14 protein-coding genes are annotated in these 13196 nt (G+C 59.9%); 1 reads left to right on the forward strand and 13 read right to left on the reverse strand.

Annotation, left to right across the window (positions count from 1 at the left end; genetic code table 11):
* Positions 1–24 precede the first annotated feature (24 nt).
* From PH256_RS07040 to modA, 4 genes are all read right to left on the reverse strand, one after another.
* Complete coding sequence (locus PH256_RS07040; RefSeq protein WP_270913551.1) at positions 25–147, reverse strand: hypothetical protein; 123 nt, start codon at positions 145–147, stop codon at positions 25–27.
* Between the two features lie 164 nt (positions 148–311).
* A complete protein-coding gene (locus tag PH256_RS07045; RefSeq protein WP_270913552.1) occupies positions 312–1064 on the reverse strand; it encodes a Rossmann-like domain-containing protein in 753 nt (250 codons plus the stop codon).
* Entirely contained in the window at positions 1042–2595 is a 1554-nt protein-coding gene (locus PH256_RS07050) for an ATP-binding cassette domain-containing protein (RefSeq protein ID WP_270913553.1), read from the reverse strand. Before PH256_RS07050 ends, PH256_RS07045 begins: the two co-directional genes overlap by 23 nt.
* Positions 2592–3455 (reverse strand): molybdate ABC transporter substrate-binding protein, encoded by an 864-nt coding sequence (gene modA / locus PH256_RS07055; protein WP_270913554.1) that lies wholly within the window; start codon positions 3453–3455, stop codon positions 2592–2594. Before modA ends, PH256_RS07050 begins: the two co-directional genes overlap by 4 nt.
* A gap of 139 nt (positions 3456–3594) precedes the next feature.
* On the opposite strand from modA, the gene PH256_RS07060 reads away from it, so the two are divergent.
* Entirely contained in the window at positions 3595–4263 is a 669-nt protein-coding gene (locus tag PH256_RS07060) for a Crp/Fnr family transcriptional regulator (protein WP_270913555.1), read from the forward strand.
* Positions 4264–4318: 55 nt separating this feature from the next.
* On the opposite strand, the gene PH256_RS07065 is transcribed toward PH256_RS07060, so the two are convergent.
* The 9 genes from PH256_RS07065 to PH256_RS07105 form a co-directional block, all read right to left on the reverse strand.
* Positions 4319–5161: a DUF4340 domain-containing protein gene (locus PH256_RS07065; RefSeq protein ID WP_270913556.1), complete on the reverse strand. Its 843-nt coding sequence runs from the start codon at positions 5159–5161 to the stop codon at positions 4319–4321.
* Positions 5161–6666, reverse strand: coding sequence for a GldG family protein (locus PH256_RS07070; RefSeq protein ID WP_270913557.1), 1506 nt, complete (start codon positions 6664–6666; stop codon positions 5161–5163). Before PH256_RS07070 ends, PH256_RS07065 begins: the two co-directional genes overlap by 1 nt.
* A gap of 16 nt (positions 6667–6682) precedes the next feature.
* A complete protein-coding gene (locus tag PH256_RS07075) occupies positions 6683–7546 on the reverse strand; it encodes an ABC transporter permease (protein ID WP_270913558.1) in 864 nt (287 codons plus the stop codon).
* Positions 7543–8670, reverse strand: a complete 1128-nt coding sequence (locus PH256_RS07080; protein ID WP_242956110.1) for an ABC transporter ATP-binding protein — start codon at positions 8668–8670, stop codon at positions 7543–7545. The genes PH256_RS07075 and PH256_RS07080 overlap by 4 nt, the downstream gene beginning before the upstream one ends.
* A gap of 235 nt (positions 8671–8905) precedes the next feature.
* Positions 8906–9568, reverse strand: a complete 663-nt coding sequence (gene plsY, locus PH256_RS07085; protein WP_270913559.1) for a glycerol-3-phosphate 1-O-acyltransferase PlsY — start codon at positions 9566–9568, stop codon at positions 8906–8908.
* A gap of 42 nt (positions 9569–9610) precedes the next feature.
* Positions 9611–10939, reverse strand: a complete 1329-nt coding sequence (gene der / locus PH256_RS07090; RefSeq protein WP_087183584.1) for a ribosome biogenesis GTPase Der — start codon at positions 10937–10939, stop codon at positions 9611–9613.
* A gap of 60 nt (positions 10940–10999) precedes the next feature.
* Entirely contained in the window at positions 11000–12313 is a 1314-nt protein-coding gene (locus PH256_RS07095) for a DUF512 domain-containing protein (protein ID WP_270913560.1), read from the reverse strand.
* Between the two features lie 93 nt (positions 12314–12406).
* Complete coding sequence (gene rpmF / locus PH256_RS07100; protein ID WP_058967140.1) at positions 12407–12589, reverse strand: 50S ribosomal protein L32; 183 nt, start codon at positions 12587–12589, stop codon at positions 12407–12409.
* A gap of 27 nt (positions 12590–12616) precedes the next feature.
* Complete coding sequence (locus PH256_RS07105; protein ID WP_270913561.1) at positions 12617–13117, reverse strand: YceD family protein; 501 nt, start codon at positions 13115–13117, stop codon at positions 12617–12619.
* Between the last annotated feature and the right edge of the window lie 79 nt (positions 13118–13196).

A 13196-nucleotide genomic window follows, 5' to 3' on the forward strand; every position in this document is an offset into this window, starting at 1 on the left:
GCCGCTTTTTCCCTCTTTGCCCGGTCACCGTCTTCGCTGCCGCTCCTCCCGGCGCTCCTCCCGGCTGGACACACAGGCCCCCGCATAGCATACCAGCGCGCTGCCCAGCATCGCTCCCAGCAGCACCAGCAACAAGATCGTTCCCATGGTCTCACTCCCCTTTTCTGTTTGTTGGTGACACCATGCTACCATGGGCGGCATGCTGTTTTTGCTGCAATGTGCCGGGCGGTAATTTTCGTAAAACAGCGGCACGCCGGTCTTGCTGAAAGCTTCAAAAGCTTCGCAAAACCAGCGTGCCGCCGTTTGTCTCTTTATTCGTACCGGTCCGCAAAACAAACTCGGCGCAGGCCCAGAATCTCCGCGCTGCCCGCCAGCGTAATGCCGAAGAACACCACCGGTACCGGCAGCTCCATGTAGTCCACAATAGTACCGTTACACAGCGTGCTGCCAGTGCACAGGATCAGATCCGCCCACTGCACCAGGTCTTCCTTTGCCCGGGCGCCGTCCTCCACCAACGTGCCGAAGCGGGTGGCACCCACATTTTCCGGGTTCAGGTCTAACACCCGCACCTGGCGGCCGCTGCCTGCCAGCATCTCCAGCAGGGCGGGCTGATAGCCCACCAGCCCCACCCGCCGGGCATCCGGGTATTCCCGGTCCAGCCAGGCATGCATATCTGCTGCGCACTGCTCCGGTCCCTGGGTGCGGCAGTGCACCGTTCCCACGCAGCGTCCCAGATGCGCCATCACCGCGTTCATGCAGGCGATGAACAGGCCCCGGGCGTGGGCGTCGTGCAGGATGTCCAGGTCCAGCACCTGGGCCAGCGTGCCGGAAAAGGCGGCGGGCGCATCGGTAAAGGCCTGCCCCTTGCCGCCCCGGTATTCCGCCTGGATCATCACGTCCTTGCCCTCCAGAATGGGGAAATCCGTGCGTCGGGTCTGGCCGATGGCCTCCTCCGGGGTCAGGGCACGGCAGCTCACCTCCACCGGCTCCTCTGCCAGCTCATTTTCGTTCACAATGCGGGCAAATTCCTTTTTCAGCCGTTCATATAACTCGGTTTGCGTCATATGCCGTCTCTCCTTCCTGTTGTTCCACAAGTCCCAAAAATTCCCGGGGCGGGGCAGGCCAGGCTGCGCTGTATAGTTCTTCGGCGGGTGTAATGCCGCACAGCTCGCCTCCTGCAAGCACACCCACCCGATCGGCAAGGCCCTGTGCCTCGGCAAAATCGTGGGTCACAAACAGCACCGCACAGCCAAATTCCTGCCGCACCTGGCGCAGCAGCCCATACAGCTGCCGCTTGGTCACCGGGTCCAGGGCAGCAAAGGGCTCATCCAGCAGCAAAAGCGCGGGCCGCAGCGCCAGAGCACGGGCCAGTGCCACCCGCTGCTGCTCACCACCGCTCAGGGTACCCGGGTACTGATTCAGCACCCGTTCCAGACCGAATCGCCCGGCCAGCTGCTCTACCTGGCAGCGTATCTCCTCCCGGCGCATGCGTCGCATCCGCAGCCCATAGCCAATGTTCTGTGCCGCGGTCAGATGGGGAAACAGGCTGTATTCCTGATACAGGTAGCCAATATTCCGCCGGTGCAGCGGGATGGAACGCACCTCACGCCCCTGGAGCAGCACCTGCCCGCCGGAGGGAGGGCAGAAGCCCGCGGCGGTTTCCAGCAGCAGGGTCTTGCCCGCACCGGTACGCCCCAGCAAAGCCAGGATCTCACCTTCGGCCAGTGCCAGTTTTACTCCCTCCAGTGAGAAATTTCCTCGCCGCAGGGTCACATCCTTCAGCTGCAATACCGGTTCACACATAACGCCCCCACCTTTTGTCCACACAGGTAAAACGGAAGGCCACGCCAGCGACGCCGCCGAGATGACCAGCAGCAGGAACGCGCTGGCCAGCGCGCCGTCCAGATCGTTGGCGCTCACATTCAGATAGATGTTTGCGGGCAGCGTCTCTGTCTTCATCCGGGTCACGCCCACCAGCATCAGGGTCGCGCCGAACTCCCCCAGCGCCCGGGACCAGACCAGCACCAGCGCCCCGGCCAGACTGTGACGGCACAGGGGAAGCAGAATGGTAAAAAAACGCCGCGCCTCACCTGCCCCCAGCAGCCCCGCCACATATTCCAGCTTCCGGTCCGCCCGGCGAAAGGCCGTGGAGGCCAACTGAACGGCGAAGGGCAGATTCACCGTGAGCTGGGCCAACACGATGCCGTTCTGACTGAACACCACCGGCAGGCCGGCAGCCTTCAGCGCTTTGCCCGCCGGGGAGGAGAACAAGATCAGCAAGCTCACGCCCAACACGATGTAGGGCAACGACATGGTGAGCTCCAGCAGCATCTCCACCGCTGCCCGGCCGGGAAATTCCGTGCGGGTAAGCAGATAAGCAGTGGGCACCGCCAGCACAAAGCAGAGCACGGTGGAGATGCTGGCGGTCTTCAAACTGGTTCCCAGTGCAAACAGAGTCTCCGGCTGTGTCAGTGCCTCCGGAAGGCTTTTGGCTCCACGCAGCAGAATCATCGCCACATTGCTACCGATCAGCGCCAGTGCCGCCAGAGCAGCCAAGCCGCACAATACCCGGAACGCGCTGCGTCCGCTGTTCATTGCACCTGCTCGTAGCCGTATTCCGCCCAGATACCGGCCGCCTCCTGCCCTGCCAGATATTCCGCAAAGGCATCTGCCGCCGGGTCATCGGCCGCAAAGCTCAGCCGGGCCGCCGGGACGGTTTTCACATAAGCGTCCAGATCCGTGGTCTGGCAGACCTCCACTCCCTCGGTGTTGCAATTTTCCTTCCAGATGATGGCCGCATCCGCCTCGCCCAGTGCGATCACGGTGGCCAGCTGAGGCGCGGTGGTGGTGGTAGCCGCCAGAGTGACCTGATCGGTTACGCCGAAATCCTGGAAAGCCTTTTGTGCAATCTTGCCGATGGGCGTGGCCTCTGCATCACCGGTTACGGTGGTCACATCCTCCCGGGCCAGGTCTGCGATGCCTGTAATGCCCTTGGGATTGCCCTCTGCCACTGCCAGCACCGGGATGTGCTTGACCAGATCGGTACTGGAAACCACATATTCCTCCACCGGCTTTACCTCATCGGCCGAACCGGCGATAAAGAATGCCCCCTCCTGGGACTGGGTGATCTGGGTCTGAATCTGCGCCGCGTTGGCATAGGTCACATTCATCTCGCAGCCGGTCGCTTCCGAGAACGCTGCAGCAATCTCCTCAAAGGGCTCATGCATTCCGGCACCGCAGTAAATCATCAGGGTCTGGCCGGTCAGGTCCTGCGCCGTTTCGGATGCCGCTTGCGAAGACGCCGCCTGTGAGGAGGCCGCGGACGCGGCGGTGGAATCCGCAGCAGATACGGCAGACGCGGAAGAGGAATCCGAAGCAGCGGACCCGCAGCCCGTCAGTGCCAATACCAGGCCCATGCACAGGGCCGCCATGCGAAACTTGTTCTTTGTTTTCATCACCAAAACGCTCCTTTTCCGGCGTTTGCGCCGGCACTTTTTTCGATTTTAACATTCTTTGGCCCAAAAGTAAGTTGGCCCGCCAACTTTTTTGTTATAATAAAGAAAAGTTGCAGTGTGTAAAATCGGAGAAACGACTATGGAGGAATGGCTGGAAGCTTTGAAGCGGGACCGGCTTTTCGGAAGTCTGGGGGAAGAGGCCCTGCGCCACAAGCTGCTGCCCCTGGCAGCGGAGCGCCATTACGCCGCCGGGGAGGTGCTGCTGCGGCCGCAGCAAACCGAGGAGCGGCTGGGTCTCATCCTGGAAGGGCGGGTGCAGATTCTGCAGCTGTTTCCCAGCGGAGCCAGCAGCCTGATGGCGGTACTGCGTCCGGGCGGCCTGCTGGGAGTGGATCTGGTATTCACCCGCACCCTTGCCTCTCCCTACCACGCAGTGGCCAGTGAAGATACCCGGGTGCTGTATCTGCCCGCCGCGCCGCTCACCCGGCCGGGCCCGCTTACTCCGGAGGAATGCATGGCGGTGATGCGTCAGGCACTGCTGATTCTCTCTCATGATAACATGAAAAAGCACTACCGGCTGACCATTCTTTCCCAGCGTGGACTGCGTCAGCGGGTGCTGGCCTACCTGAGCATGCAGGCCACTCGCCGGAAAAGCGCCAGCTTTTCCATTCCCTTTTCCCGGGAGGAGCTGGCCAGCTACCTGTGTGTGAACCGCAGTGCGCTCTCTCACGAGCTTCGCCAGATGGAACAGGACGGCTTGATCCGGTTTCGGAAAAACCGTTTTACTCTTCTCACCCCACCGGAATAAACAACAAAGCCGCCGCAAGGAAATCCCCTGCGGCGGCTTTGTTTACATTCTGAAATTATTCGCCGGAAACTGTCTCACTGGAAGCAGTTTCACTGGCGGCTGCCTCACTGGAAGCGGTTTCACTGGCGGCTGCCTCACTGGAAGCGGCTTCACTGGAAGCTGCCTCGCTGGAAGCGGCTTCACTGGAAGCTGCCTCGCTGGAAGCGGCTTCACTGGAAGCTGCCTCGCTGGACGCTGCTTCGCTGGTGGTGATGTCACCGGTGGCATCACTGGTATCGCCCAGCTCCATCCGGCTCTTTTCAAATACGGTCACCTTGTTGGTGTCCACCAGATAGACCGTATCCTCGCCCTGCTTCTGCAGATAAACGGTGCCGGTCACATCATTGGTGGCGCCGCAGATCCAGGTGGTGGTCTCGCCGTCTGCGGTCATCCAGAAGGTAAGGGTGGGCTCTTCCAGACCATATTCCTCGCTGGTCTCGGTCAGCTGGCGGCTGGCCTCCAGGTTTACAAATGCGGTGAGCATACTGTTCACACTGCTCTGATCCAGATTGTATTCCGGGTCATCCGCCAGATACCAGACGGTCTCGGTCTCCGGTTCGGTTTCCTCCGAGGTCGAAGTGCTTGCAGACTCATCGGCGGCTTCGCTGGTGCTGTCGCTCGTGCTCTCGTCCTCCACGACCTCCTGCCGCTGCTCAAAGTTCAGCGTCTCTCCCTCAAAGGTATAGCCGAAGCTCTCAATTTCAGAGGATGCGGTGATGGAGGTGAGGGCGATGGTGGTGTCCTCCGAAGCGCTGGCCGCCGCATCCCGGTCACTGATGGTCTTGGCGGCGAACACTCCGGCGGCCAGGATCACCAGCAGGATCAACAGGCCGATCATCAGGTTTCGCTTTGCTTTCATTATTGGCTCCTCCGTTTGATGGTGATGACCGCACCGGCAATCAGGCAGATCACCGGCAGCACAATGGTGGTCAGGTTGCCCCAGAAGGCCGCATCTGCCGCGCTCACGGTGAGGATATCACTGCTCAGGCTCTTGGCCGCGATCAGAATGCTGCTGTCCTGTCCGCTGAGCCAGCTGACGCAGCCCAGCAGGAACTGGTCGTTGCCGCCGCCCACCGAAGCGTTCACATTCTGGTCCAGCAGGGCCACGCTGCTCACCCAGATTACCTGGGATTCAATGCCCTCGTCCTCATTCTCGGTTTTGGTGGCTGCAACCGCCAGGTCGAAGGCGCCCTCCTGGTCGCCCTCCTCCTTGTCGGTGGTGGTCATGTCATAACCGGCAGCCTTGTTATAGGCCGAGGAGCTGGTGGTCAGCAGGCTGTCCACCGTCACATTCTCCAGCTCGCTGGTCTGAATGGCCTGGGCATAGGGCAGCATCACATACAGGTTGGCCAGGCCGCTGGTGGCCTCGTGGCTCTGAATCTGGGGCAGCAGATAGTAATTGAAGCCCCGGGCATGGTAGGAGGAGTTGCCTTCCACCACCAGACCGTCCAGCTTGCTCAAGCCGTAATCTGCCATCAGAGCATTCAGGTTGGGGGTGCTGGCGGCACTGTCGCTCAACAGGATCAGCTTACCGCCGCCGCTCAGGTAATCCCGCAGAATCTGCACGTCTTCGGTGGTGTAGTCCACGGTGGGGCCTGCAATCAGCACCGCCGCCGCATCCTCCGGGATTCCCTCACTGGATACCAGGGCAAGATCCTCCACCTCGATGTTCTGCATGTTCAGGGCACTCTCCTGGTCGCTGGTGAGCTGCTGCTCCCCGTGGCCGGTGAGAGTGTAGATCTTGGGCAGATCCTGGGTGGTCACATAATACACCGCGCTGGTCAGCTGCTGCTCACCGTCGAACAGCACATCGTAGGAGCCGGTGGTGTAGTAGTCGCTGTAATCGTAGGTGTAAAGGTCGGCGGAATCAATCACCTTGCTGCGGTCGCCGCTCACCACGATAATGCTGCCCTCGCTGGCGGTCTCCGCGCCGTACTGCTGGGCAAAGGTGGGGTAAACCGCCGGGTTCTTCTGTTCCCAGCTCAGGTGCTTGCTCTCCTGGGTGTAGCGGTCCAGGAAGGTGACCACGCTCTCGCTCTCGTAGCCGCTCTGAGCCAGATAATAGAAGGTCACGTCCTGCTCAAGGCCTGCCAGCAGGTCCTTGGTGGTGTCGCCAATGGAGTAGATGCCGTTCTGGCTCATGTCCCACTGGGTATATTTGCTGGGCAGCATACCCACCATCAGGTTCACCAGAATCACCGCCACCAGAACCAGTGCAGTAAGCACACTGGCCATGGCGCCGTTCTGGAACACGGCCTTGCTGGCAGGCTGCCCCTTCAATGCGGATACCGCCAGCGCCGCCCACTGCCGGAGGCTGCGCTTTTCCTTGGCGGGTTCTTCCTGTTTCTTTTTGAAAAACTTCATCGCTTGTTTCCTCCTCTCAGTTCCAGCGGCGCTTTTCCAGCGCCTGCCCTGTGAGGAACAGGAACAGCACGATCACGCCCAGGTAATACACCAGCGCCGTAACGCTGAACAGCCCGTTCACAAATTCCAGGAAGGGCTCGAACAGGGCCAACGCACCCAGCACGCTGGTGAAGGCACTGGTGAGCGCGGCGCTCTTGGTATTGAACAGGATGGTCAGCAGCACAAATCCCACCAGAAATACACCGGCGCCCAGGGTCAGGCTGCGGCTGCGCAAGCCCACGATCACGCTCACTGCCAGCAAAATCACCACGAAGGCGGCCATGGCAAGGCCGCTGCCGGTGGTGAACAGGGTCTGGATGCTGGGCAGCAGATAGGCCACCAGCAGCACGCCAAAGCCGGACAGCGCCGCGATGATCTGGTTCTCAGTGAGGGTGGAAAGATACATGCACACGGCAATGCAGGCCGCGCCCATGAAGAAATAGCCCAGAATGCCTGCGTAGCTGGCCACCAGGTCCACACCACCCAGCATCAGCATGATCAACGGGTAGAGGGAAAAGATAGCCACCGGCACGGCGAACATGGCCAGCAGCGCCAGATATTTGCCCAATACAATGCCGCTTACGCTCACCGGGCTGGTGAGCAGCAGCTGGTCGGTCTTGCTGCGTTTTTCCTCCGCAAAGCTGCGCATGCACAGCAGCGGGATAAAGATCAACAGTACGATTACAAAGCTGTAAAGAGAGATGGTAAAGTTGGTATAGCCGCCCTGCAGGTTGGCCGCGGTAAAATACAAACCGCCGAACAAAAGCATTACACCGGTGAGCAGCCAGCCCATCATGCCGCTGTAATAGCTTTTGAATTCCCGTTTAAAAATCGCGATCATTTCTCGTCCGCCTCCTCTTCTTCCGCCTGGGCGGACGCGTTTTCCTGCCGGAGCTCCTCCTCATCAGGCTGCTCGCTGTCCTCCAGCCAGGGCTTTTCGCCGGATTCGCCGCTCTCCACCGCATTCTGGACAAAATCCAGATCCTCCGGGCGCAGAGTCGCTTCCTCCTGGTTTTCCAAAACCTCCTGAGCCTCCTCGTCGCCTGCCTGTGCGGTGAGCTGCAGGAACACATCCTCCAGGCTCATGGAGGCGGTGGTCAGCCCCAGAACCGGGCATCCGGCCGCTGCCAGCGCGGCGCTGACCGCTGCACGCAGGTCCTCGCCCTGAGGCACCTGAACGGTCGCGCTGGTCTCGCCATTCTGCTGGCCGGTGATCTGAACCTCACTCACACCGGGCACGGTAAGCATCGCATTCATCACCGCGTCCGCCTCGCCCAGAGCGGTAATATTCAAAGACGAACCGGCGGTGAGCCGCTGGGCCAGCTCCTCGGGAGTGCCCTGCGCCACCAGCTTGCCCTTGGCGATAATCAGCACCTTGTCGCACAGGGTGCTCACCTCGCTGAGGATGTGGCTGGAGAGGATCACGGTATGATCCTTGCCCAGCTCCTTGATCAGGCTGCGGATCTCAATCACCTGAGCCGGGTCCAGGCCCACGGTGGGCTCATCCAGAATGATGACCTTGGGACTGCCCAGCAGCGCAGCGGCCAGGCCCACGCGCTGACGGTAGCCCTTGGACAGGTTCTTGATCAGCCGGTGCTCCATCTCCGCAAGACCGGTGCGGTCCATGGCCTGCTCCACCTGGGCGGCGCGGTCGGCCCGCTTTACCTTTTTCAGCTCGGCCACGAACATCAGATACTCCCGGGGAGTCATATCCACATACAGGGGCGGCTGCTCGGGCAGATAGCCCACACATGCCTTCGCCGCGCTGGCCTCCTCCAGAATGTCGTGTCCGTCGATGGACACGGTGCCGCTGGTGGCGGAAAGATAACCGGTCAGAATATTCATCGTGGTGGATTTGCCCGCGCCGTTGGGGCCCAGCAATCCATATACGATACCCTCCTCCACTTCAAACGAGATGTCATCCACCGCAAGATGGCTGCCATAACGCTTGGTGAGATGCTCCACTTGAATCAAAAAAGCCACACTCCTTTTGTTCCGCCGCCCGGGTGGACAACGGCTGCAACATAAAAAAGGCGGCCTCAGTTTCTTTCGCCCGAGGCCTTTCCCTAGTTTGAGTGTATCGTCAGGCTGTGAAAATTCTGCAAAAGCTCTTTGAAAATCGTGAAAAATTTACCGGCATTTTCCAGCAAAAAAACAACCCTTCGGGAGGATTCTCCCGAAGGGTTGAAAAAGATTTTGCTTATTCGTCCTTTTTCTTTTCGCCGAAGCGGTATTCCGTGCCGTTCAGCAGGCGCTGAATGTTGGCCCGGTGCATCCATACCACCAGCACCGCCATCAGCACGGTGCACACGCCGGTAAACAGCAGACTGCGCTGGGTGTACCAGGACCAGAGCAGCGTGAGGATGGGGTACAGCACCGCCACGGTGACCGATGCCAGGCTCACGATACGAGTGGTCAGGGCAATGGCAAAGAACACAATCAGCAGTGCCAGCAAAACGACCGGCTCACTGGCCAGAATGGCACCCGCGGCCACCGCGATGCCCTTGCCGCCCTTGAAGCCGAACCAGATCGGCCACAGATGGCCGCACACCGCGCCGATGGCAGCCAGATACCCGGCATACACGCCGTTTACATCCGCTCCGGTAAGTGCGGCCACGCCCCAGTGGCACAGCCACACTGCTACCGTGCCCTTAGCCATATCACCGGCCAGAGTCAAAGCCGCGGCCTTTTTGCCATAGGTGCGCAGGATGTTTGTGGTGCCAGCGTTGCCGCTGCCTTTGGTGCGCACGTCCTCGTGATAGAGGCCCTTGCTCACCACCACGCCGAAATTGATGCTGCCCAGCAGATAACCGATCACAACGGAGACGGCCATCATCAGAATAAACGCTTGTTCTAACGTCATGGATTCACACGCTCCTTTGTTGTTTCCCGCTTTGCGGCTTTTTTACTTGGTGCTACCGTCGCCACGCTCCCGCACGACCATGCGCACGGGGGTGCCTTCCAGGCCGAAGGTCTCACGGATCTGGTTTTCGATATAGCGCTGATAAGAGAAGTGGAACAGATCCTTCCGGTTCACGAAGCACACGAACGTGGGCGGACGGGTGGAGATCTGGGTCATGTAGTAGATCTTCAGGCGGCGGCCCTTGTCGCTGGGAGGCTGCACACGAGCAGTGGCGCGGGCCAGCAGCTCGTTCAGCATACCGGTGGTCACCCGCAGGGCGTTCTGGCTGTCCACATACTTGATCAGCTCAAACAGCCGGTCCACACGCTGGCCGGTCTTGGCACTGATGAAGATGATGGGCGCGTAGCTCATAAAGCTGAAATCATTCATCAGCTTCTTGCGCTGAACATCCATGGTCTTGTCGTCCTTTTCCACCGCGTCCCACTTGTTCACGGCGATGATGCAGGCCTTGCCCTGCTCATGGGCGTAGCCTGCCACCTTGGAATCCTGTTCGGTGAAGCCCACGGTGGCGTCGATCATGATGACGCACACCCGGCTGCGCTCCACGGCAGCCAGACTGCGCAGTACGCTGTAGCGTTCCACGCCTTCCTCCACCTTACCCCGCTTGCGCAGGCCTGCGGTGTCGGTGAAGACAAAGCTGCCGTATTTGTTGTCCACCTGGGAGTCGATGGCGTCACGGGTGGTGCCGGCCTCGTTGGCCACAATCATCCGGTTCTCGCCCAGGATATAGTTGATCAGGCTGGACTTGCCCACATTGGGGCGGCCGATCACCGCAACGGTGATGCGCTCATCTTCCTGGTCGTTCTCGTCTTCAAAATTCAGGTGCTCGCACACCGCGTCCAGCAGATCACCGGTGCCATGACCGTGCACGCTGGAGATGGGGTACAGCTCGCCCAGGCCCAGGCTGTAGAAATCATACAGTTCCATGGGGGGCTCGCCGATCCGGTCCACCTTGTTGACCGCCAGCACAACGGGCTTGCCGCTGCGCATCAGCTGGTTGGCGATGTCCTGGTCCTGGGCGGTCACGCCAGCCCGCAGATCCACCACCATGATGATACACTCCGCCGCGTCGATGGCCAGCTGTGCCTGATGGCGGATGTGGGTCTGAATGTCGTCCTCGCCCATCTCGATACCGCCGGTATCCACCAGCAGGAAGGTGTGGTTCTGCCACTCGCAGTCGCCGAAAATTCGGTCGCGGGTAACACCGGGAGTATCCTCCACGATGGCCAGCCGCTGGCCGATCAGTTTATTGAACAGGGTGGATTTGCCCACATTGGGGCGGCCCACCACTGCAACGATTGGTTTTGCCATAAGAGCCTCCTTTTCTCCGTTCATTTCACCCGTCAGGGCACGGGGGTTCCATACCGGCGGTCAGGCCAGCTTGGGCGCAAGCAGCGCCCGTACCAGGTCGCCGCCGCCACTGGGCAGGATGTGTACCTTTACGCCCAGGGCATTTTCCAGATCTGCGATGGACTTGGAATCCAGGAACAGGTCCTTCTCGTCCCGCAGCATCACTTCCGGCACACCCAGATGCTTGCTCTTCAGCTTGCCCCTGCACTGGTCGATGATGTCGGTGGCGGTAACCAGACCGGCCACGCTCACGTTGCCGCCGAAGAAATTGTTTTTGATGGGATGCACATTCACCTTCACACTGCGGTGACGGCGGGTCAGCTCGTCCATCATTTCCTGGATCAGCGGCGCTGCCAGGGTACCGGTGACCACGTCGATATTCCGGGGAATGGGAATACGCCGGTGGGCGAAGGTCAGCTCCGCCAGGAATTCATCCCGGAACATCCGCCACATGCCCACGCCGTTTTCCAGCTGGGGGAAATCCTCGTAGAACTCGCCGCCGGGAATGGGCCGCCCTGCACACAGGTACCACTCGTCGCCGGGGTAGACCATGCGGCAGCCATTCTGCGCCTTGCAGCGGTCGCCGTATTCCTCCAGGATGTCCAGCACGGCAGCGCTGGTGGCCGCATCATAGGGCTCCAGCTTGTACAGGCCCTTGCGGTAGTCGGTCAGGCCGCTGGGCACTGCCGCAATGCTCTGCACCGCCGGATACATGCCGGTGAGCTTGTCCAGCGTGCGGCGCAGCTCATCGCCGTCGTTCACGCCCCGGCACAGCACCAGCTGGCAGTTCATCTGAATGCCCGCTTCGGCGAATTCATCCAGATATTTGAGCACCTCACCCGCCCGCTTGTTGGCCATCATCCGAACACGAAGCTCCGGATTGGTGGTGTGAACCGAGATGTTGATGGGCGAAATGTGCATCTTTTTGATGCGCTCCACCTCGTGCTCGTTCAAATTGGTCAGGGTCACATAGTTGCCGAACAAAAACGACAGGCGTTCGTCGTCATCCTTGAAATACAGGGTTTCCCGCAGGCCCTTGGGCAGCTGATCGATAAAGCAGAACATGCAGTGGTTTGCACAGGAATGCTTCTGGTCGATCAGATAGGTCTCGAACTCGCAGCCCAGCGGCTCGTATTCGCCCTTTTCTACCTTCAGATAATCCAGCTGGCCGTCCTTCATCACGGCCAGCTCGAAGCGTTCGCCGGCGGTGTAGAACTGGTAATCCAGCATATCGTTGATCTCGTTGCCATCAGCCGAATAGAGCATCGACCCGGTGCTCAGGCCCAGCGCTTCGGCTGCCGAGCCTTTCTGCACGCTTTTCACGCGTACTGCCATGCCAGTTTTGCACCTTCCTTTTTTAACAGGTTTTGCACCGCACAAGAAAAAGGGGAAGGCGTAAGCCCTCCCCTAGCTCTTACGGAAAGCGGATTACGCTTCCTTCTTGATGATTTCCTTGCCCTTGTAGTAGCCGCAATTGCCGCATACCTGGTGGGGGAGCTTGTACTCGCCACACTGGCTGCACTTTACCAGTGCAGGGGCTTCCAGCTTCCACACAGAGGAGCGACGCTTGTCACGCCGTGCCTTGGAAACCTTTCTCTTGGGTACTGCCATTTTAGCACCTCCTCAATGTGAATGAAGTTAATTCAGCAGTTGTTTTAATATAGCAAGCCGTTCGTCTACGGGGGTAGTGGAGCCCCCCTCACAGCAGGTGCATCCCGCTGCTTTGGGTTTACCGCAAACATGGCATAGCCCTTGGCAATCCGCACTGCACAGCAGTACGGTTGGAATTTCCATCACCAGCTCCTCGCAAGCCAGTTCCTTGACCGAAAGCTTGCCTGCCTCGTCGATGGGCAATTCCTGATATTCATTGCTCAGTTCGCTCTCGCGCACCAGCCATTCCTGTTCCAGAGAACAGGGATATTCCACCGGCGCAAGGCAACGGGCGCATTCCGCCTGTGCCAGCGCGTTCAAGCTGAGCCGCAGCACAACGCCCTCGCCATTCAGCGCGGCGTCAAAGGTGCCCGTGACCGGCTGCGTAATCTGATAACCCGGGAAGTCATAATCACTCAGGTCCAGCTGCAACTCCGCGTGATAAGGCACGCGGCCGGTCTGAAAAAACTTTTTCAGGTCGAATTGCATAGTACACCTCTAAAAGACTGCCTACCTAGTATACCGAATCCCAGAGGGTTTGTCAATACCAAATTTCGGGCGGGAACCA

The organism is Allofournierella sp. CML151 (assembly GCF_027853465.1).
GTDB lineage: Bacteria > Bacillota > Clostridia > Oscillospirales > Ruminococcaceae > Allofournierella.

Excerpts from the sequence above, each read along its gene's own strand:
- PH256_RS07045 (WP_270913552.1), bottom strand. The coding sequence starts at position 1,064 with ATGACGCAAACCGAGTTATATGAACGGCTGAAAAAGGAATTTGCCCGC.
- PH256_RS07070 (WP_270913557.1), bottom strand. The coding sequence starts at position 6,666 with ATGAAGTTTTTCAAAAAGAAACAGGAAGAACCCGCCAAGGAAAAGCGC.
- PH256_RS07040 (WP_270913551.1), bottom strand. The coding sequence starts at position 147 with ATGGGAACGATCTTGTTGCTGGTGCTGCTGGGAGCGATGCTGGGCAGC.
- modA (WP_270913554.1), bottom strand. The coding sequence starts at position 3,455 with ATGAAAACAAAGAACAAGTTTCGCATGGCGGCCCTGTGCATGGGCCTG.
- PH256_RS07060 (WP_270913555.1), top strand. The coding sequence starts at position 3,595 with ATGGAGGAATGGCTGGAAGCTTTGAAGCGGGACCGGCTTTTCGGAAGT.
- rpmF (WP_058967140.1), bottom strand. The coding sequence starts at position 12,589 with ATGGCAGTACCCAAGAGAAAGGTTTCCAAGGCACGGCGTGACAAGCGT.
- PH256_RS07050 (WP_270913553.1), bottom strand. The coding sequence starts at position 2,595 with ATGAACAGCGGACGCAGCGCGTTCCGGGTATTGTGCGGCTTGGCTGCT.
- PH256_RS07105 (WP_270913561.1), bottom strand. The coding sequence starts at position 13,117 with ATGCAATTCGACCTGAAAAAGTTTTTTCAGACCGGCCGCGTGCCTTAT.
- der (WP_087183584.1), bottom strand. The coding sequence starts at position 10,939 with ATGGCAAAACCAATCGTTGCAGTGGTGGGCCGCCCCAATGTGGGCAAA.
- plsY (WP_270913559.1), bottom strand. The coding sequence starts at position 9,568 with ATGACGTTAGAACAAGCGTTTATTCTGATGATGGCCGTCTCCGTTGTG.
- PH256_RS07075 (WP_270913558.1), bottom strand. The coding sequence starts at position 7,546 with ATGATCGCGATTTTTAAACGGGAATTCAAAAGCTATTACAGCGGCATG.
- PH256_RS07095 (WP_270913560.1), bottom strand. The coding sequence starts at position 12,313 with ATGGCAGTACGCGTGAAAAGCGTGCAGAAAGGCTCGGCAGCCGAAGCG.
- PH256_RS07065 (WP_270913556.1), bottom strand. The coding sequence starts at position 5,161 with ATGAAAGCAAAGCGAAACCTGATGATCGGCCTGTTGATCCTGCTGGTG.